The sequence below is a fragment of the Caballeronia sordidicola genome, assembly GCF_000729995.1.
Lineage (GTDB): Bacteria > Pseudomonadota > Gammaproteobacteria > Burkholderiales > Burkholderiaceae > Caballeronia > Caballeronia sordidicola_A.
The window spans coordinates 74,889-95,225 of the sequence record NZ_JNFG01000200.1 but is presented as its reverse complement, the minus strand read 5'-3'; the positions used below and the strand labels follow the sequence as shown (position 1 = coordinate 95,225).

21 protein-coding genes are annotated in these 20,337 nt (G+C 60.4%); 19 read left to right on the top strand and 2 right to left on the bottom strand.

The window, feature by feature from the left end; all coding sequences use genetic code 11:
- Positions 1–62 precede the first annotated feature (62 nt).
- Positions 63–1,061: a S49 family peptidase gene (locus FH08_RS0138535; RefSeq protein ID WP_031363454.1), complete on the top strand. Its 999-nt coding sequence runs from the start codon at positions 63–65 to the stop codon at positions 1,059–1,061.
- A 101-nt stretch (positions 1,062–1,162) separates the two neighbouring features.
- Here FH08_RS0138535 and FH08_RS0138530 read toward each other — a convergent pair whose 3' ends face one another.
- Positions 1,163–1,882, bottom strand: coding sequence for an SAM-dependent methyltransferase (locus FH08_RS0138530; protein WP_031363453.1), 720 nt, complete (start codon positions 1,880–1,882; stop codon positions 1,163–1,165).
- Complete coding sequence (locus tag FH08_RS0138525) at positions 1,879–2,493, bottom strand: Maf-like protein (RefSeq protein WP_031363452.1); 615 nt, start codon at positions 2,491–2,493, stop codon at positions 1,879–1,881. Before FH08_RS0138525 ends, FH08_RS0138530 begins: the two co-directional genes overlap by 4 nt.
- Positions 2,494–2,937: 444 nt before the next feature.
- On the opposite strand from FH08_RS0138525, the gene FH08_RS0138520 reads away from it, so the two are divergent.
- From FH08_RS0138520 to era, 18 genes are all read left to right on the top strand, one after another.
- A complete protein-coding gene (locus FH08_RS0138520) occupies positions 2,938–3,591 on the top strand; it encodes a YceD family protein (RefSeq protein ID WP_031363451.1) in 654 nt (217 codons plus the stop codon).
- 166 nt (positions 3,592–3,757) lie between these two features.
- Entirely contained in the window at positions 3,758–3,937 is a 180-nt protein-coding gene (gene rpmF / locus FH08_RS0138515; RefSeq protein ID WP_031363450.1) for a 50S ribosomal protein L32, read from the top strand.
- Between the two features lie 141 nt (positions 3,938–4,078).
- Complete coding sequence (plsX, locus tag FH08_RS0138510; protein WP_031363449.1) at positions 4,079–5,251, top strand: phosphate acyltransferase PlsX; 1,173 nt, start codon at positions 4,079–4,081, stop codon at positions 5,249–5,251.
- Positions 5,251–6,240: a beta-ketoacyl-ACP synthase III gene (locus tag FH08_RS0138505; RefSeq protein WP_031363448.1), complete on the top strand. Its 990-nt coding sequence runs from the start codon at positions 5,251–5,253 to the stop codon at positions 6,238–6,240. Before plsX ends, FH08_RS0138505 begins: the two co-directional genes overlap by 1 nt.
- 74 nt (positions 6,241–6,314) lie before the next feature.
- On the top strand, positions 6,315–7,247 hold the full coding sequence (fabD, locus tag FH08_RS0138500; protein WP_031363447.1) for an ACP S-malonyltransferase: 933 nt from the start codon (positions 6,315–6,317) through the stop codon (positions 7,245–7,247).
- Positions 7,248–7,303: 56 nt separating this feature from the next.
- Positions 7,304–8,044: a 3-oxoacyl-ACP reductase FabG gene (gene fabG, locus FH08_RS0138495; RefSeq protein ID WP_031363446.1), complete on the top strand. Its 741-nt coding sequence runs from the start codon at positions 7,304–7,306 to the stop codon at positions 8,042–8,044.
- A gap of 248 nt (positions 8,045–8,292) precedes the next feature.
- Positions 8,293–8,532 carry an acyl carrier protein gene (acpP, locus tag FH08_RS0138490; protein WP_004197638.1) on the top strand — a complete coding sequence of 80 codons (240 nt, stop codon included), beginning with the start codon at positions 8,293–8,295 and terminating at the stop codon, positions 8,530–8,532.
- A gap of 146 nt (positions 8,533–8,678) precedes the next feature.
- Complete coding sequence (fabF, locus tag FH08_RS0138485) at positions 8,679–9,917, top strand: beta-ketoacyl-ACP synthase II (protein ID WP_031363445.1); 1,239 nt, start codon at positions 8,679–8,681, stop codon at positions 9,915–9,917.
- Between the two features lie 46 nt (positions 9,918–9,963).
- Positions 9,964–10,458: a hypothetical protein gene (locus FH08_RS0138480; protein ID WP_051888867.1), complete on the top strand. Its 495-nt coding sequence runs from the start codon at positions 9,964–9,966 to the stop codon at positions 10,456–10,458.
- Positions 10,459–10,553: 95 nt separating this feature from the next.
- Positions 10,554–11,153: an RNA polymerase sigma factor RpoE gene (gene rpoE / locus FH08_RS0138475; RefSeq protein WP_031363443.1), complete on the top strand. Its 600-nt coding sequence runs from the start codon at positions 10,554–10,556 to the stop codon at positions 11,151–11,153.
- Positions 11,154–11,233: 80 nt separating this feature from the next.
- Positions 11,234–11,863: a sigma-E factor negative regulatory protein gene (locus FH08_RS0138470; protein WP_031363442.1), complete on the top strand. Its 630-nt coding sequence runs from the start codon at positions 11,234–11,236 to the stop codon at positions 11,861–11,863.
- Between the two features lie 3 nt (positions 11,864–11,866).
- Positions 11,867–12,910 carry a MucB/RseB C-terminal domain-containing protein gene (locus FH08_RS0138465; RefSeq protein ID WP_031363441.1) on the top strand — a complete coding sequence of 348 codons (1,044 nt, stop codon included), beginning with the start codon at positions 11,867–11,869 and terminating at the stop codon, positions 12,908–12,910.
- 19 nt (positions 12,911–12,929) lie between these two features.
- On the top strand, positions 12,930–14,579 hold the full coding sequence (locus tag FH08_RS0138460; RefSeq protein ID WP_031363440.1) for a DegQ family serine endoprotease: 1,650 nt from the start codon (positions 12,930–12,932) through the stop codon (positions 14,577–14,579).
- Between the two features lie 5 nt (positions 14,580–14,584).
- A complete protein-coding gene (locus FH08_RS0138455; RefSeq protein WP_419178042.1) occupies positions 14,585–14,857 on the top strand; it encodes a glutaredoxin family protein in 273 nt (90 codons plus the stop codon).
- A gap of 131 nt (positions 14,858–14,988) precedes the next feature.
- On the top strand, positions 14,989–16,779 hold the full coding sequence (lepA, locus tag FH08_RS0138450) for a translation elongation factor 4 (RefSeq protein WP_031363438.1): 1,791 nt from the start codon (positions 14,989–14,991) through the stop codon (positions 16,777–16,779).
- Between the two features lie 21 nt (positions 16,780–16,800).
- Positions 16,801–17,694 carry a signal peptidase I gene (lepB, locus tag FH08_RS0138445; RefSeq protein WP_031363437.1) on the top strand — a complete coding sequence of 298 codons (894 nt, stop codon included), beginning with the start codon at positions 16,801–16,803 and terminating at the stop codon, positions 17,692–17,694.
- A 236-nt stretch (positions 17,695–17,930) separates the two neighbouring features.
- Positions 17,931–19,328, top strand: coding sequence for a ribonuclease III (gene rnc, locus FH08_RS0138440; RefSeq protein ID WP_081889716.1), 1,398 nt, complete (start codon positions 17,931–17,933; stop codon positions 19,326–19,328).
- Between the two features lie 106 nt (positions 19,329–19,434).
- Entirely contained in the window at positions 19,435–20,334 is a 900-nt protein-coding gene (gene era / locus FH08_RS0138435) for a GTPase Era (protein WP_031363435.1), read from the top strand.
- The last annotated feature ends 3 nt before the right edge of the window (positions 20,335–20,337 follow it).

Sequence of the window (20,337 nt, the reverse complement as noted above, 5' to 3'; positions counted from 1 at the left end):
GGTTGTTCTCGCGATGCGAAACGAACCCGCTCTCCATTTTTAATCAGTCAACCAGGCGACGCATGTCCGATCAAATTCCCACCGATTCCGCGGATAAGGCACGTCCCAAATCCGTCGGCGACACCGGCGACAACTGGGAGCGCGCCGCGCTCGAACGCATCGCGCTGGCGGCAATCAATGAACAGCGGGCCGCGCGCCGCTGGCGGATCTTTTTCCGCTTCGTGTTCCTCGCCATCCTGGCGATCGCGGTCTGGAGCGCGTTCGATTTCACCAGCGACAAAGTCGCGAAAACCCAACGCCATACGGCGCTGGTTGAGCTGGAGGGTGAGATTGCCGCCAATAGCGACGCCAGTTCGGACAACGTGAACGCAGCGCTCGACAGCGCTTTTGAAGACGATGGCACCGCGGCGGTGATTCTTCGCTGCAACAGCCCGGGCGGCAGTCCGGTGCAGGCGGGCATCATCAATCGTGAGATCACGCGTTTGCGGGCGAAATATCCGTCGAAGCCGTTGTATGTGGTCGTGGGCGACATGTGCGCGTCGGGCGGTTATTACGCGGCTGCGGCCGCCGATAAGATCTACGTCGACAAGGCGAGCATCGTCGGATCAATTGGTGTGCTGATGGACGGTTTCGGCTTCACGGGCCTGATGGACAAGCTCGGCGTGGAGCGCCGGCTGCACACGTCGGGCGCGAACAAAGGCGCGTTCGATCCGTTCTCGCCTGAATCGCCGGCCATGGATGCCCACGCCCAGGAGATGCTCGACCAGATTCACCAGCAATTCATCGATGCCGTCAAACAAGGCCGGGGCAATCGGCTGAAAGAGTCGCCCGATGTGTTCTCGGGCATGTTCTGGACGGGTCAGAAGAGCGTGGAACTGGGTCTCGCCGATGGTTTCGGCGACGCTGATTACGTCGCACGCGAGATCGTCAAACAGCCGGATATTGTCGATTACACGCAGAAGGAGAGCATTGGCGAGCGTGTAGCGCGCAAGTTCGGCGCGGCGGTAGGCAATGCGTCGATGCACGCGCTGATGATGGGCGGGAAGATGCAGTTGAAGTAATTTTCCCTGCGTTTTAGATAAAAACCGCTCGCCTTGAGTCATCAGGCGAGCGGTTTTTTCGTGCGCAGTGCAGACAGCGTTGCTAAGGGATGCGCCCCGGCCTATGCACCTAGCAGCAAGAAGATAGCCGGCCGTTTATGCAGTTCAGGCGCGGCTTTCTTTTTCCAGTCCGAAACGGTTCGGGTGACGATCGTCTCGGCCGGCAACGTAAGGTCGACCGCGACGCACACCAGTGTGGACGGCGCGCAGGTTGCGAGCAACGTGTCCAGCAGCGCACGATTCCTGTAAGGCGTCTCGATGAAAATCTGCGTTTGGTTCGCCTTGCGCGACAGCGCTTCCAGCTCGCGCAGACGTTTGCCCCGCTCGGTGGCATCGACGGGAAGATAGCCGTTGAACGCGAAACTCTGGCCGTTCATTCCCGACGCCATCAACGCCAGCAAAATCGAACTGGGTCCGACGAACGGCACGACTTTCACGCCGCGCTCGTGGGCGCGGCGCACGAGCAGGGCGCCCGGATCGGCGACCGCCGGACATCCCGCTTCCGAGACGAGACCGGCGTCTGTGCCCGCCAGAATCGGTTTCAGCAGCTTCTCGACCTCGCCCGGCGGCGTATTGACATTGAGTTCGCGGATCTCGATTTCCTGGATCGGCCGTTCGGTTCCGACCTTCTTCAGGAACGCGCGCGTGGTTTTCGCGTTCTCGCCAATGTAGTACTGCAGCGCCGCGGCGCGTGCACGTACGGGTTCGGGAAGGACATCGGCGAGCGCGGCGCTGTCGCCGTCACCGAGCGTGTTCGGAATCAGGTACAAAACGCCGCTCATGCTGCCCCCATCAACGGAAACCCGGCCGCGCGCAACATGCGGGACAACGCGATCAGCGGCAAACCGACCAGTGCGGTGGGATCGTCGGAATGGATCGCATCGACGAGCGCGATGCCCAAACCTTCCGATTTCGCGCTGCCCGCCACGTCGTAAGGCGTTTCGGCAAGCAAATACGCTTCGATTTCCGCATCCGACAGCTCGCGGAATTGCACACGCGTGACGATATCGGCGGATTGGAGATGGTCCGTGCGGCTGTCGAAGAGGCAAAGCGCGCTGTGGAATTCGACACTTTTCCCCCGCATCGACTGAAGCTGCGCGCGCGCGCTGTCGTGCGTGCCGGGCTTGCCGATCTGACGGCCGTCACAGGTGGCGACCTGATCGGAGCCGATAACCAGCGCACCGGACGCATTGGTCACGCGGGTCGCGGCCGCACGCGCCTTGGCGATCGACAGCCGGACAGCCGTGGCTTCCGGCGTTTCGCGGTCCATTGGCGTTTCGTCGATATCGGGCGTGATTACATCGAAGGGAATGCGCAGGCGTTCGAGCAGTTCCCGCCGGTAACGCGAACTCGATGCAAGGATGAGGCGCGGCTTGGTTGAGACGTCGGGCATGAAAAGGATTGGCTAAGAACAATTGGGAGAAAGGACTGGAACCGCGCTTGGCTGTACTGAACCGCGCGGTACCACAAGCCGAAGCATAAGTGTTTGACTCGAAAAGACAAAGCCGCTATGATTTTGGGCTTTTCATCGGTATGCGAAGGCCTTTTTACGCATACCGGCGTGGCGCCACGGTAGCCGGAAGTGTACCGGGATGTACCGGATGCCTTGCGGCTCGGAGTGGTAGCCTAAAGTGGTGGGGCCGAATGTCGCGATAGTCGCCGGAAAATAAGCAACAAGCCCGCGGGCTGCTGCTGAAACCGCAAAGTCGCCGCAAAATCGGGATAAACCACACCAGCCGGACGGGTCCGGTGCGGTGCATACTGCAGCTTCACCCCCGGTCGTCCTCCGCGGACTTGCTATCCAGCCGTCGCGGCAACGACCACTGCAGGAGCGCACATGACACAGAATCCTGGCAAACCTGCATGTCCCGCCGACTTGCGCGCACTCGACCTGTTCGAATTCGCCCAAAGCCGTCGTCAGGCAGCAGGTGGTGTACGGGTCTCGCAGTTGCCGCGTATGTTGAACGAAGTGCCGGCAGATGCTCCAGACCGCGACACGGTGTTTTCATGGCAGGCCGAAGGCTCCATGCAGCCCGAGTTGCAGGACGACGGCACTGAAGCGCCGCAGCCTTATTTGCGGCTAGCGGTGCACGGATCGGTCTGGATTGAATGCCAGCGTTGTCTTTCGCCGTATTCGCAACACCTGGATGTCGATGCAACGTATCGCATTGTCACCACGGAAGATGAAGCGGACGAGTTTCCGCTAGACAACGATGAAGTGGAAGTGATCGTTGGCTCACGCCAGTTCGATCTCGTCGACTTGATCGAAGAGGAATTGTTGTTGACCTTGCCGCTCGTGCCGAAGCACGAAGTGTGTCCTGAAGTGCACGAGAGCCTGGTAACGGGTCTCGACGGCGCCGAGGGCGAGCTGGACGATGGTGGTCTGAATGGAGAGGCAGGCACGCCGCAAGATGGCGGCACAGGCAGACCCAATCCGTTCGCCGCGCTCGGTAAGCTCAAGCAGGGCGGTTCCGACGACAACAAGCATTGAAGCGCGTGCTTTAAACGCTCGCACTAAGGAGTATTGATATCCGGCATCAGGCCGGGTATCCAATCATCAGGCGGCGCGATGCGTCCGGAAAGGTCCACTGGCCGAAGGTCAGGGTCTCCGGCGTGTCGAGCTGTGTTAGAATTCGCAAAATTTTTCCGGAGTCATCATGGCAGTTCAGCAAAACAAGAAATCGCCGTCCAAGCGCGGCATGCATCGTTCGCACGATTTCCTCACGGCACCGGCGCTGGCCGTTGAGCCGAGCACGGGTGAAGTGCATCTGCGTCACCACGTGAGCCCGAATGGCTACTATCGTGGCAAGAAAGTCATCAAGACGAAGAACGACTAAGCGTACGACGCTTGTTGCGTCTGGCGTTACCGTCTTGACTCATGGTCTGAGTCGCGGTTGTTCGCGCTTGACATCTTCTCGGTATAACAAGAAGGCGGCATTTCACTGCCGCTTTTTTGTGCCTGAAATTCGTCGCACTCCATGACCGTAAAGATCACTATCGACTGCATGGGAGGCGACCACGGCCCGGCCGTGACCGTTCCTGCCGCGGTCAGCTTCGTGCGTTCGCATCCTGATGCGCAGCTGTTGCTTGTCGGCATCGAGTCGGCCATCCGCGCGCAACTGAAGAAGTGCAAAGCCACGGGCGAAACCCGGCTGACGGTCGTCCCGGCGACCGAAGTGGTCGAGATGGACGATTCCGTCGAAGTTGCGCTGCGCCGGAAGAAAGATTCGTCCATGCGGGTAGCGCTCAATCTCGTCAAGGACGGCCAGGCCCAGACGTGCATCTCGGCAGGTAACACCGGCGCACTGATGGCCGTGTCGCGCTACGTGCTCAAGACGCTGCCAGGCATTGAGCGCCCGGCTATCGCATTCGCGATGCCAAGCCAGAAGGGCTTCACCACCGTGCTCGATCTGGGCGCGAATGTGGACTGCGAGCCGCAACACTTGCTGCAATTCGCCGAAATGGGCCACGCGCTTGTCGCCGCTATCGGGGACAAGGAGCGCCCGACCATTGGTCTGCTCAACATCGGCGAAGAAGTCATCAAAGGCAACGACGTCATCAAACGCGCCGGCGAATTGCTGCGCGCAAGCACGCTCAATTTCTACGGCAACGTGGAAGGCAACGACATCTATAAAGGCACGACCGACGTGGTCGTGTGCGATGGTTTTGTCGGTAACGTGGCGCTGAAGACCTCGGAAGGCCTGGCGCAGATGCTGACCGACATGATCCGCGAGGAATTCAGCCGGTCGCTCTTGACCAAGCTGATGGCGCTCGTCGCATTGCCCGTTCTAAAACGCTTCAAACGGCGGGTCGACCCCGCTCAATATAACGGCGCCGCGCTGCTCGGCCTGCGCGGGCTGGTCATCAAGAGCCATGGATCGGCACAAGCCTACGGGTTTGAGTGGGCTATAAAACGCGGGTATGATGCCGTCAAAAATGGCGTGCTTGATCGTCTCGTGCGCGCCATGGAAGAAAACGCTGCTCCCGTGAAACAAGCGGCGCTCGGCGCTTCTGCTGACAATGCTGGCACCGTGGTCCCGAATCAAGCCGACCCCGCGGCCGACCCTATCGCCCCAGGCGATAATACGGTCGCTGCCCGCCCGCTCGTGCAGCCGGGCGAACCGGGTGCCGCGCTATCCTCGAAGGCATAATGGCTCAATCGAATCTCTATTCCCGCGTGATCGGAACGGGCAGTTACCTGCCGGCGGACCGTGTCTCGAACCAGCAACTGGCCGAGCGTCTGGCAAAACAGGGTGTTGAAACGAGCGATGAGTGGATCGTCGCGCGCACCGGTATCCATGCACGTCATTTCGCTGCACCCGATCAGACGACCAGCGACCTGGCCTTGCGGGCCTCGCGTCACGCGATCGAGGCCGCGGATATCGATCCGCAGTCGATCGACCTGATCATTGTGGCCACGTCCACGCCTGACTTCGTCTTTCCCAGCACGGCTTGCCTGTTGCAGAACAAGCTCGGTATCAAGAATAGCGGCGCCGCGTTTGATATCCAGGCGGTCTGTTCGGGCTTCGCTTATGCCGTTGCAGTGGCCGACAGCCTCATCCGCGCAGGCATCAATCGTACGGCGCTGGTCGTCGGTGCTGAAACCTTCTCGCGCATTCTCGATTTCAACGACCGCACTACCTGCGTGCTGTTCGGCGACGGCGCTGGCGCCGTGATCCTGCAAGCCTCCGATGAACCCGGCGTACTGTCCAGCGCACTTCACGCCGACGGCAGCCACGCGAACATCCTGTGCACGCCGGGCAATGTGAACAAAGGCGTGATCGAAGGCAGCGCGTTCCTGCACATGGATGGTCCCGCCGTATTCAAGCTGGCGGTGAAGGTGCTGGAAAAAGTGGCCGTCGAGGCGCTCGAGAAGGCGCGACTGACCGCTGGCGACATCGACTGGCTGGTTCCCCATCAGGCCAATATCCGCATCATGGAAAGCACCGCGCGCAAGCTGCATGTGCCGCTTGAGCGCATGGTCGTGACCGTTGGCGAGCATGGCAATACATCGGCTGCATCAATTCCTCTCGCATTCGACGTCGCCGTGCGCGACGGCCGCATCAAGCGCGGCCAGCATGTGCTGATTGAAGGGGTGGGTGGCGGCTTCACGTGGGGCGCGTCGGTTATCCGCTATTAAGCGGGTATTAAGCCGATACGACTTCTTCATCACGCCACGTCAGTGATTCGACAATCCAATCGAGCAAGGACCTCATGAAATTCGCGTTCGTTTTTCCGGGACAAGGTTCCCAGTCGGTCGGCATGCTCAATGCATTCGCCGACCACGCCGTGGTGCGCGAAACCGTGCAACAGGCATCCGATGCGCTCGGTCAGGATCTCGGCAAGCTGATCGCCGACGGTCCGGTTGAAGAGCTGGGTCTGACCACGAATACGCAGCCCGTCATGCTGACGGCCGCTTACGCAATCTATCGTGTGTGGGAAAAGGAAACCGGACTGAAACCGGCGATCGTCGCGGGTCATAGCCTGGGCGAATACACCGCGCTGGTGGTTGCCGGAGCGCTGCCGTTTTCCGCCGCCGTGCCGCTCGTGCGGTTTCGCGCGCAAGCCATGCAGAGCGCCGTGCCGGTAGGCGAGGGCGGCATGGCAGCAATCTTGGGTCTCGACGACGACGCTGTGCGTGCCGTCTGCGCTGAAGCATCGGCGGCGGGGATTGTTGAAGCGGTGAACTTCAACGCGCCGTCCCAAGTGGTGATCGCTGGTGCGAAAGCAGGCGTTGAAAAAGCCTGCGAAATCGCCAAGGCCAAGGGCGCGAAACGCGCGTTGCCGCTGCCGGTATCGGCGCCATTCCATTCGTCGCTGCTCAAGCCGGCGTCGGACCAGTTGCGCGAGTATCTGGCAAGCGTGGATATTAGCGTGCCGCAGATTCCACTGATCAATAACATCGATGTCGCGAGCGTCGCCGAACCGGCTGCGATCAAGGACGCGCTCGTGCGTCAGGCCGCGGGTCCTGTGCGTTGGGTTGAAACCGTGCAGAAGATGGCGCACGAAGGGGTCACGCACGTGATCGAATGCGGTCCGGGCAAGGTGCTGAACGGGTTGACGAAGCGCATCGACGGTACGCTGATCGGTGCGTCGATTTTCGATCCGGCTTCGCTCGAAGAAACCCGCAAACTGCTCGCCGGCTGAATTCATTAGCTGAACAGGCCAAAGCAGTTAAGCGACAAACAAGGAACAGACGAAACATGATTCTGGACAAGCACATAGTGGTCGTGACGGGTGCGTCGCGAGGGATCGGCCGGTCGATCGCGGTCGAACTCGCGCGCCAGGGCGCGACTGTGATTGGCACGGCGACCAGCGAAAGCGGCGCAGACGGCATTACCGAAGCGTTGAAAGAGTTTGGCGGACAAAGCCGCGGCGCGGTGCTGAACGTGACGGATGCAGCTGCGAGCGAAGCGTTTATCGACGGCGTGGTCAAGGAATTCGGCGGACTCAACGTGCTGGTGAACAACGCGGGGATCACGAAAGATCAACTCGCGATGCGCATGAAGGACGACGAATTCGACGCCGTCATCGACACCAATCTGCGCGCCGTTTTCCGTCTCTCGCGCGCCGTGCTGCGCCCGATGATGAAAGCGCGCGGCGGACGGATCATCAATATCACGTCGGTGGTGGCCTCATCGGGCAATCCGGGGCAGGCTAACTACGCGGCCGCGAAGGCCGGCGTGGCAGGCATGACGCGGGCGCTGGCCCGTGAGATCGGCAGCCGCGGGATCACGGTGAACTGCATTGCACCGGGTTTTATCGATACCGACATGACCAAGGTTTTGCCGGAAGCGCAGCGTGCGGCACTCACAGCACAGATACCACTCGGCCGACTGGGCAGCCCGGAAGATATCGCTCATGCTGTGGCTTTCCTTGCTTCGCCACACGCGGGGTACATCACGGGCACTACGCTCCACGTGAACGGCGGCATGTACATGTGACAGGCATTTCGTTAATATCCGCGCCGTGTGGCGGGTGCGCAAAGTGCTGATTCAAAGCGCGGTGTAAGAGAGGCGAGATTCGCTGTCAGAAGTGGTAAGCAGGTAAGGGCGCTGAAAAGGGCGTGACGGGCATCAAAGCCATGTCACGCGCCAAACAAAGCTGATTCCGTGCGTGGGTATTTACGGGTACAAACCTGATAAAATGCGCGCACTTGTGTTTTTGAACTACATTTCCCTCGGAGGGCTGCATGGACAATATCGAACAGCGCGTGAAGAAGATCGTCGCCGAACAACTGGGCGTCGCCGAAGCCGAAATCAAGAACGAAGCTTCGTTCGTCAACGATCTGGGCGCTGACTCGCTCGACACCGTCGAACTCGTGATGGCTCTCGAAGACGAATTCGGCATGGAAATCCCTGACGAAGAAGCCGAGAAGATCACGACGGTTCAGCAAGCGATCGACTACGCTCGCGCCAACGTCAAGGCCTAAAGCCCGCGCGCCAAGCTGCAGCTAGACTATTCGGGGTTGACGCTCTGTCGCGATTCGAACCGATTTAACAGCCACAGGGCTCACAGGGCAATTTCCTGTGGATCTTGTGGCTTTTGCTTTTTGTCATTTATGGATAAGGGGTTACCGTGAGCCGTCGTCGTGTTGTTGTTACAGGCCTTGGGCTGATTTCGCCTGTCGGCAATACCGTTGCCGACGGCTGGGCCAATCTGGTCGCTGGCAAGTCGGGCATCGCCGAGATCACGAAGTTCGATACCACGAACTTTTCCACGCGCTTTGCCGGTGAAGTCAAAGGCTTCAAGGTCGAAGACTATATGCCGGCCAAGGAAGCGCGCCACATGGATACCTTTATCCATTACGGCATTGCCGCCGGTGTGCAGGCCATGCAGGACAGCGGGCTGGAAATCACCGATGAAAACTCGGAACGCGTGGGCGTTGTCGTGGGCTCGGGAATCGGCGGCTTGCCGATGATCGAAGCCACGCAAACGGAATTGCTCAATCGTGGCCCGCGCCGGGTTTCGCCGTTCTTCGTGCCGGCGTCGATCATCAACATGATTTCCGGCCATCTCTCGATCCGCTTCGGTTTGAAAGGACCGAACCTGGCCATTGTGACCGCGTGTACGACGGGTCTGCATTGCATCGGCGAAGGTTCGCGTCTGATCGAATACGGCGACGCCGACGTGATGATCTGCGGCGGCTCCGAGGCGACCGTGTCGCCATTGGGTATCGGCGGCTTCGCGGCTGCGCGCGCGTTGTCGCAGCGCAACGATGACCCGGCTACCGCCAGCCGTCCGTGGGATAAGGATCGCGACGGTTTTGTGCTGGGCGAAGGCGCCGGCGTGATGGTGCTCGAAGAGTATGAGCATGCGAAAGCACGCGGCGCGAAGATCTACGCCGAAGTCAGCGGCTACGGCATGAGCGGCGACGCTTATCACATGACTGCACCGCCGGAAAACGGCGACGGCGCGCGCCGCAGCATGCGCAACGCGTTGAAAAATGCCCAGGTCAATGCGGACGAAGTGCACTACCTGAACGCCCATGGCACGTCCACGCAACTGGGCGATCTGGCAGAGACCATCGGGATCAAGAACGCGTTCGGTGACCACGCGAAGAAGATCGTGGTGAATTCCACCAAGTCGATGACAGGCCACCTGCTCGGCGGCGCCGGCGGACTGGAATCGGTCTTCACCGTGCTGGCGCTGCATCACCAGATCTCGCCGCCCACCATCAATATCTTCAACCAGGATCCGGCATGTGACCTGGATTACTGCGCGAACGAAGCGCGGGAAATGAAGATCGACGTGGCGCTGAAGAATTCGTTCGGTTTCGGCGGCACGAACGGCACGCTCGTTTTCAAGAAGCATTGAGCGACGTGCGTAGCGGCGCGCGCTTGATCGTCGCGGGAACGGGCGAATGACAAGTGCGCACATTCCGTTGCCAGAGTTGCCGGCGCACTTGCCCACCGCGGACTTGCCCGTTGATTTCCCGCGCCGGCACACTCTCCGTCCCTCACGGTTCCTCTGGGGCGCTACCGCAGCATTCGTGGCAGTAGCGGCGGGATCGGTATTCCACTGCGTGGCGGCTTACGCCGGACTGTTCAACGGGTACGTGGCGGCTTTGACCGTGACTGCCGCGCTGGCCACTGCGGCCTGGGGTGGCGAGCGCCGCCGACCCGTTGCGTTCGAGATTGGACAAGATGGTTTGACCACGTGGGATCGTGCGGGGAACGCGCAATACCGTCGTATTACAGGTTGCGCCCAGTGGAGCGACCGCTTGCTTGCTCTCATCCTGCTCCCGGCGCAAGGCCGCCCGGCATCGTTTCTGGTGGCCGCCGACGCGCTCGCCGACGCCTCTGCATTCCGCGAACTAGCTGTGCGCGCCCGGCGCTGCGCCCAGGAACATCTGTAACGCGTGTAACCGCCGGTCAGCATCCGGCGTGTTCCGGCGTCGTAACGCTACAATGGCCCTCCGCGTAGCACCCCCAAAGTTAACGGATTTCCCAGGTGAGCGAAAAAGAAATCGATCAGGTACTGGTCGAACGCGTGCAAAAAGGCGACAAAGCAGCGTTCGAGCTACTGGTCGCCAAATATCAGCGCAAAATCATCCGGCTTATCTCGCGTCTCGTGCGGGATCCCGCCGAGGTCGAGGACGTCGCGCAGGACGCCTTTATCAAGGCTTATCGCGCGTTGCCGCAATTTCGCGGAGAATCGGCGTTTTATACTTGGCTTTACCGGATTGCGGTGAACACCGCGAAGAACTACCTTGCCACTCAGAGCCGGCGTGCTCCAACTTCTACCGAAGCTGATGCAGAAGAAGCGGAAACTTTCTCCGACGCAGACCAACTAAGGGATATCAACACGCCTGAGTCGATGTTGATGAGCAAGCAGATCGCACAAACGGTCAATGCTGCAATGGCGGTTTTACCGGAAGAGCTGCGCACCGCCATTACTCTTCGTGAGATTGAAGGTCTGAGCTACGAGGAAATAGCCGAAATGATGAATTGCCCTATTGGGACCGTCAGATCAAGAATTTTTCGTGCTCGCGAAGCCATTGCGGCAAAATTGCGTCCGTTGCTGGACACTCCCGAAGGCAAGCGCTGGTAACAGCGAGGTTGCGCGGGGCAGGGACGCGGTATCTGAGTCAGGTAGTGTCACTACGGGGTGCAGTCAAGATGGGGAGCATCATGGGGTCGGTTTCGGTGCAATCGCAGGCTAGCTCGCGAGGCGAGCGTCTGTCCGCTTTTGTCGACGGAGAATCGTTCGACGGTTCGGGCGACATCAGTCAGTTTCTTTCCGGGTTTACGCAGAAGGATCGCGCGGCGTGGTCGGATTTCCACTTGATCGGCGACGCTTTGCGTTCCGACGATCTCGCGGCCAGTCCAGCAGCCAGCAGCGCGTTCATGAACGCGTTCTCGGCGCGCTTCGAGTCGGAAGCGCACGTGTTCGCGCCCGCGGCCATTCCGGCGGTGTCCACCGAGCGCCTGCGCTCGCGGCTGTTCCGCCGCCGCGTGGTACCGGCTTTCGCCGTTGCGGCTGCCGCAGCTACGCTCACGTGGATCGTCGTGCCGCAATTGCAGGGCGTGGACAGCCACAACGGCGTGCAGATGGCGTCCTTGTCGTCGGATCATGTGCAGCGCGTGGCCATGGCTTCCATGCCTGCCGCCAGCACGCGCTCGCCGGTTGTCGAAGCGAATATCATTCGCGACGCAAGCCTGGACCAGTATCTCGAAGCGCATCAGCAATTCTCCCAACAGCCCGTCATGCCGGGCTCGATGCCTTTGATTCGCACTGCGGCTACCAGCCAAGGCCAATAACTGATGCAACGTGTGCGGTTGAAGAAAACGACTCATTGGGGGCGGTTGCCGGCGTTGATGTTCTGCGCAGCCGCATTGATATCCGCGGCATCGAGTGCTTTTGCGCAGGGCGACGATTCCGCCGCCGCGCGTAAGTCCGCTGCGGAACTGCTCAACCGGATTCACGACGCCGCACAGCAGCAGAACTACGAGGGAACCTTCGTCTACCAGCGTGGGACAACGGTGCAGTCGTCGCGGATTACCCATTCGGCCGCGCGTAGCGACGGTGAGTTCGAGTCGCTGGAAAGCCTGGACGGCAAGCCTCGCAGGATGCTTCGCCACGATGACGACATGTACACGTTCGTGCCCGAACGGCACTTGGTGGTCGTCGAAAAACGCCAGAACAAGGACGCGTTCCCGTCGCTGCTGACTACCAGCAGCGACCAGGTCCTCACTGTCTATGAGCCGAAAATGCTCGGCCCGGATCGTGTAGCCGGGATCGACAGTCAGGTGATCGAGCTCGATCCGAAAGACGCCTGGCGTTTCGCCTACAAGCTCTGGGCCGACTCGAAAACCGGTCTTCTCCTGCGCGCGCAGACGCTCGGTCCCGACGGCCAGGTGCTGGAGCAGCTTTCATTTTCGCAAGTTCAGATTGGCGGGTCCGTGGACCGCGCCGGCATTGCGAACGGGATCAAGAATATAGCCGGGTGGACGGTCGTACGGCCACCGGTTGAGCCAGTCGATATGGAAGCGCAGGGCTGGAAAATCACGCCTGCCGTGCCGGGTTTCCGCGAGATTCGCGAGTTGCGCCGGCCGATGGCGTCGCGTGAAGAGGGCCAGCCGCCTATTCCCGTCGATCAGGCTGTTTTCTCCGACGGACTGGCGGCAATCTCGATTTTTGTCGAGCCCGTGGAAAAAAATTCCCGCAAGGAAGGTGCTGGCGATAGCGGCGCGACACACGTGCTGGTCAAGCGCCGCGGGGATTTCTGGATTACCTTGCTGGGCGAAGTGCCCCAGGCCACGTTGCAGCAATTTGCTTCTGCCATAGAATACAAGCCTTCCAAGTAATTCCTCGGCCCACCACGATATGAGCAATCTCTTGCTGCGCACCTATTTCGCGGCCGCGGCGTTTGCCGCATGCCTGCCGCTCGCGACCTACGCGGCTACAGCCACAGCAACAGCGCCCGCATCGGCGCCGGCCGTCGCACCGGTCACGGTGCCGGGAGTGAACCTGCCCGACTTCACCACGCTCGTCGATAAAGTGGGTCCGTCGGTCGTCAATATTCGTACGACAACCCGCGTCAGCAGCAGCAGCGATCTGCGCGGCTTGCCGCCCGGTATGGACGAAGGCGACATGTCGGAGTTTTTCCGCCGTTTCTTCGGTATTCCGATGCCTGGCACGCCCGGTTCGCCGCGCGGCGGCGGTGGAAGCGGTGGTGGTAACGGCGGCAATGGTGGTAATGGCGGCGGTAACGGCGGGAGCGGAGGCGGCGACCAGGGCGGCAGCGACAACGGCAGCAGCCAGGGCAATCGCAGCGCACCGCAGGACAGCCCCGACAATCAGGACAATTCGGAACAGAGCAGCGGCGTAGGCTCGGGTTTCATCATGTCGGCCGATGGTTACGTGATGACCAATGCCCACGTGGTTGACGACGCGGACACCATCTACGTCACGCTCACGGACAAACGCGAATTCAAGGCGAAGCTGATCGGTGTCGATGAGCGCACGGACGTAGCGGTCGTCAAGATCCAGGCGACGAGCCTGCCGGCCATTACCGTCGGCGATTCAAACAAGGTGCGTGTCGGCGAATGGGTGCTGGCGATCGGCTCGCCGTTCGGGCTCGACAACACGGTGACGGCGGGTATCGTCAGTGCGAAGGGACGTGACACCGGTGACTATCTGCCTTTCATCCAGACCGATGTTGCGGTGAATCCGGGCAATTCGGGTGGTCCGCTGATCAACATGGCGGGCGAGGTGATCGGTATCAACTCGCAGATCTACAGCCGTACGGGCGGTTTCATGGGGATTTCGTTCGCGATACCTATTGATGAAGCCATGCGTGTTGCCGATCAATTGAAGACGACGGGCAAGGTCACGCGCGGCCGCATTGCGGTGGCGATCGGCGAGGTCACGAAGGAAGTGGCGGATTCGCTTGGGCTTCCGAAGGCGCAGGGCGCGCTGGTGAGCAGCGTGGAAGCGGGTGGGCCGGCCGACAAGGCGGGTATCCAGCCGGGCGACATCATCCTGAAGTACAACGGCCACGATGTCTCCACCGCGACGGACCTGCCGCGCATGGTCGGCGATACGAAGCCGGGCACGAAGTCGACGATCACGGTATGGCGCAAGGGTCAGTCGCGCGATCTGCCGATCACCATCGCGGAAATGCAGCCGGACAAGGTCGCGAAGACCGAGGCCAAGAAGGCGCAGCCGCCGAAGGCGAGCGCGAGCAATACGCTCGGCATTGCGGTGAGCGAGATTCCGGCTGACCAGAAGAAAGCGCTGAAACTCACCAACGGCGTGATGGTGGACGCGGTGGAAGGTCCGGCGGCGCGTGCTGGCTTCCAGAAGGGCGACATCATCCTGCGCATCGGCGATACGGACATCACGAGCGCGAAGCAATTCGACGCGGTCGCGCAGAACGTCGATCCAAGCAAGATGGTCGCGGTGCTGGTGCGTCGTGGCGACAACACGCAGTTTGTGCCGTTGCGTCCGCGTACTGCGCCGGCGCAAAAATAAGCACGATGAGCGCGCTCAAGCTCTACGGGCGCGCGTGGTGCCACCTGTGCGAAGACTTGCGCGCCGAGCTTGAGCCGATTGCGGCTGAGTTCGGCGTCGCTATCGAGTGGATCGATATCGACACGGATCCCGAGCTCGAGGCGTTATACGACGAACTCGTGCCCGTTCTGGTGCTGGATGGCGTGGAGTTATGCCATTACCGGCTGGACGAAGCGCGTGTGCGAAGTGCGCTTCTGAGCACGCTTCCAGGCACGCCTGCCACGCGCATAAGTCCCTGAGCAATCGGACGTTTCCCGTAAAATCCGCCGTCAGCCCGCCTTTTCGGCTAAAATAGATAAGTTTTTCACCCCCATTTTCAAGGCGTGCTCCGCGTTTGTCTGGGCGCGCCTTTTTGCTTGATCGGCACTGAATGAATCATATTCGTAACTTCTCGATCATTGCGCACATCGACCACGGCAAGTCGACGCTCGCCGATCGCATCATCCAGTTGTGCGGCGGCTTGTCCGACCGCGAGATGGACGCGCAGGTGCTCGACTCCATGGATCTCGAGCGCGAACGCGGCATCACCATCAAGGCGCAAACCGCGGCGCTGAGCTACAAGGCGCTTGACGGTCAGGTCTACAACCTGAATCTCATCGATACCCCGGGCCACGTCGACTTCTCGTACGAAGTCAGCCGCTCGCTGTCCGCCTGCGAAGGCGCGCTGCTCGTGGTCGACGCCAGCCAGGGCGTGGAAGCGCAGACGGTCGCCAATTGCTACATGGCGATCGAACTGGGCGTGGAAGTCGTGCCGGTGCTGAACAAGATCGATTTGCCCGCGGCCGACCCCGAGAACGCGATTTCAGAAATCGAAGACGTGATCGGTATTGATGCAACCGATGCGGCGCGTTGCAGCGCGAAGACGGGCCTCGGCGTGACTGATGTGCTCGAGGCGCTGATCGCCAAAGTGCCGCCCCCGAAGGGCGATCCGGACGCACCGCTGCAGGCGTTGATCATCGACTCGTGGTTCGATAACTACGTCGGCGTGGTCATGCTCGTGCGCATCAAGAACGGCACGCTGCGCCCGAAGGACAAGATCAAGATGATGGCGTCCGGCGCGGTTTATCCGGTCGAAAGTCTCGGCGTGTTCGCGCCGAAAGCCACGAATCTCGCGTCGCTGTCGGCGGGGCAGGTGGGCTTCATCATCGCGGGCATCAAGGAATTGCAGGCGGCGAAAGTCGGCGATACGGTCACCACCGTCGCGCGCCCGGCCGAAGCGCCGCTGCCGGGTTTCAAGGAAGTGAAGCCGCAAGTGTTCGCGGGTTTGTATCCGATCGAAGCGAATCAGTACGACGCACTGCGTGAATCGCTGGAAAAGCTGAAGCTGAACGACTCCTCGCTGCAGTACGAGCCGGAAGTGTCGCAAGCGCTTGGTTTCGGTTTCCGATGCGGCTTTCTCGGTCTCCTGCACATGGAGATCGTGCAGGAACGGCTCGAGCGCGAGTTCGACATGGACCTCATCACCACGGCGCCGACCGTGGTGTACGAAGTCGTGAAGCGCGATGGCACGCTGATCCAGGTCGAGAACCCGGCCAAGATGCCGGAGCCCACGTACATTGAAGAAGTGCGCGAACCGATCGTGACCGTGAACCTGTACATGCCGCAGGAGTATGTGGGCGCGGTGATCACGCTCTGTACGAACAAGCGCGGTCAGCAGATCAACATGCTGTATCACGGCCGTCAGGTCCAGCTCACCTACGAAATTCCGATGGCGGAAATCGTGCTGGATTTCTTCGACCGGCTAAAGTCCACGTCGCGCGGTTATGCGTCCATGGATTACGAGTTCAAGGAATATCGCGCGTCGGATGTGGTGAAGGTCGACATGCTGATCAACGGCGACAAAGTCGACGCGTTGTCGGTGATCGTGCACCGGTCGCAGAGCCAGCATCGCGGACGCGAAGTGGCGTCGAAGATGCGCGAACTGATTCCGCGGCAAATGTACGACGTCGCAATCCAGGCGACTATTGGCGCGAACATTATCGCGCGCGAGAACATTAAAGCATTGCGTAAGAACGTTCTGGCAAAGTGCTACGGCGGCGATATCTCGCGAAAGAAAAAGCTTCTGGAAAAGCAGAAGGCCGGCAAGAAGCGCATGAAACAAGTCGGTTCGGTCGAGATTCCGCAAGAAGCTTTCCTCGCGATTCTTCGCGTCGAAGATTAATAAAACAACCGGAAACGATTGATGAATTTTGCGTTGATTCTTTTGGTGCTCGTCATTGTGACGGGGATTGCGTGGGTGTTCGACAAACTGGTGTTCGAGCCGAAACGGCGCCGGGCAGCCGATGCGGCGGTAGCGGAATTTGATCAGCAGCAGGCTCGCGTCGAGGCTCGTTTCGCCGACGAAAATGCGCCGCAAACGCGCGCTCGCCTGCGCGATGAAAAGCTCCGCCAGCCGTGGTACCTGGAATATTCCGCGAGCTTCTTTCCGGTGATCCTGGTGGTGTTCGTGGTGCGCTCGTTCGTAGTCGAACCGTTCAAGATTCCGTCGGGATCCATGGTGCCAACGCTCCTGGTGGGCGATTTCATCCTCGTCAATAAATTCGAATACGGCCTGCGTCTGCCGATCAGCAATACCAAGCTGACCAGTGGCACGCCGCTCAAGCGCGGTGACGTAGTCGTGTTCCGTTATCCGAAAGACGAGTCGGTGGATTACATCAAGCGCGTGATCGGCCTTCCCGGCGACACCGTCGCGTATCAGGACAAGAAGCTGACCATCAATGGCAAGCCGGTTCCGGAAACAGCGTTGCCGGATTTCTTCGACGATGAACGCATTGGTTATGCGAAGCAGTTCGAAGAAGATCTCGATGGCCGCAAGAACGCGATCCTGAATAACGCGCAAGTGCCGCCGTTCGTTATCGGCGCCGACGATTACCCGTTCCGCGATAACTGCAACTACAACGCTCAAGGCGTCATTTGCAAAGTGCCGCCGGGCAACTATTTCATGATGGGTGACAATCGCGATAACAGCGCAGACAGCCGTTATTGGGGTTTTGTGCCTGATGCGAATATCGTCGGCCGCGCATTCTTTATCTGGATGAACTTCAGCAGTTTGAAGCGCATCGGTGTGTTCCATTGAAGCGCGGTTTTGATCGCGGCTTTGTTCGGCCGCACCAGCAGTAATTTCGTTTGATCACTACGCCGCGTCATCGCGGCGTAGTTGTTATTGCAAGTCACATTGCAAGTCACGTTTGAGCCGCCTAGAAACAGCACGAAGAATCGCGGCTAACGTGTGCTTGCGGTGTCATTTTCCTTGCGGTTTTCCGGCCTTTCAGCCGGATTCGCCCCTCCCGGCGCCCGCGTTATACTCTGCCCATGCCCTCAACCCCGTTGGAAAGCCGGCTCCAGTACGAATTTCGCAATGCGGAATTACTGCGCCAGGCGATGACCCACCGCAGTCACAGTGCCACGCACAATGAACGACTCGAATTTCTCGGAGATTCCGTTCTAAATTGCGTGGTGGCTGCGCTTTTGTTCCAACGATTCGCAAAACTCGACGAAGGCGACCTATCTCGCGTCCGGGCAAATCTCGTCAAGCAGCAGTCGCTTTATGAGATTGCACAAGCGTTGAATGTGTCGGAGGCGTTGCGGCTGGGCGAAGGCGAATTGCGCAGCGGCGGTTTCCGGCGCCCGTCCATATTGGCCGACACGCTCGAAGCCATCTTAGGCGCGGTCTTTCTGGACGGTGGTTTTGACGCCGCGCATCAGGTCATCAAGAGGCTCTACACGCCAATCCTCGACCACATCGATCCACGCACGATCGGTAAAGACGCGAAGACGCTGCTGCAGGAATATCTGCAGGGCCACAAGATTGCATTGCCGACCTATACGGTCGTGGCCACGCACGGCGCGGCGCATAACCAGCAGTTCGAAGTCGAATGCACGGTGCCGAAGCTCGATGTGAAGGTGACGGGCTCCGGTGCGAGTCGGCGAGCGGCGGAACAGGCTGCGGCAAAGAAGGCGCTCGATGAGCTGGCTTCCGCCGCGCCGACGATGACGGCGAAGCCGAAGCGCAAGGGTTCGCGCGCAGCTAAGCAGGCCGAACTGGAAGTCGTCCCGGGCGTGACGGGCGTGCAGGCGGCGCTCGACCTTCGCGCACCGGATCGTCGCGAACGCGCACGTGCCAGCAGCGCCAGCAGTAATAGCGGTAGCGCCGGCCATGGCAGCAATACGCATAACGATCCCGAGCGTCCGGCGACTGCGCCGTTCGCCGTGATTCGCGCGTCGCATGTGGAACCGTCGGCGGGTTCATTCGCCGCAGCGGAGAAAACCGAGCGAGCGACGATTCATCGGACGGAGAAGGCTGAAAAGGCCGAGAAAGCAGCGGCCGAGGTGCCGGCGGCCGGAAGCGAGGGCGTGGACAAGCCATCGGTTGGGCACGTCGAAGCCGCGGTGGATAACGCTGTGCATAACCCGGTGGAAAAAAGCGCCGCGAAGGCAGATAGTGCAGGTGAAAAGGCGGTCGCGAAACAGGCTGACAAGCAAGTCGACAAACAGGCTGACAAGCCGGCCGATAAACCCGCAGCGAAAAATGCCGAAGCGTCCGCGGTCGAGAAGCCCGCGTCCCCCGCGCGCCAGCGTGAAGACGTGAGCGCCGCCGCGCATTCTGCAACGGCCTCGAAGGGTGCAGAGAGCGTTGAAGCAAAGGTCGAAGCGCACCTGGAAGAAAGCGTCGATGAAACCGCCGTACGCGCCGCTGACACCGGCCATTGACGTGAGCCCTGAAGCACGCCGCTAAAGCTCGCACGCTACCGAACACCCTCCTAATCCCGACGCCACGCGTCCCCACGAATTCACCGAATCCGCAGCCGAACACACTATGAACGCTCCCACCCCCTCTGGTTTCCGCTGCGGCATGGTCGCGATCGTCGGTCGGCCGAACGTCGGCAAATCGACCTTGATGAACGCGCTCGTCGGGCAGAAAGTCAGCATCACGTCGCGCAAGGCGCAGACCACGCGCCACCGCATCACTGGCATTCACACGCTGGATGACGCGCAGTACATTTTCGTCGATACCCCGGGTTTTCAGACCAAGCACAGCGGCGCGCTGAACCGTTCGCTGAACCGCGCGGTCACGTCGACGCTAACCTCCGTCGATGCCATCCTGTTCGTGATCGAAGCCGGTCGTTTCGGCCCCGATGACCAGAAGGTGCTCGACCTGATTCCGAACGACACGCCGTGCCTGTTGATCGCGAACAAGCTGGACCACGTCAACGACAAAGAGACCTTGTTTCCGTTCATGCAGAAGATGAGCGCGCTGCACGACTTCAAGGAAATCGTGCCGATGACCGCGAAGCATCCCGACGACATCACGCGTCTGATGACAGTCGTGAAGCCCTATTTGCCGGAAGGCTCGCCTATCTACGGTGAAGACGACCTCACCGATCGCAGCGAGCGTTTTCTCGCGGCCGAGATCCTGCGCGAGAAAGTGTTCCGCTGGACCGGCGACGAACTGCCGTACACGAGCACGGTGCTTATCGATAAATGGGAAACGGAAGGCCGCCTGCGCCGCATTTTCGCGACCATTCTGGTGGAGCGCGACACCCACAAGGCGATGATCATCGGCCAGAAGGGTGCGAAGCTGAAGCAGATCAGCACCGAAGCGCGCCTCGACATGGAAAAACTCTTCGATGGCCCCGTGTATCTCGAGACCTTCATCAAGGTGAAGAGCGGCTGGGCGGACAACGAAGCGGGACTGCGCGCCTATGGGTACGAATGACGC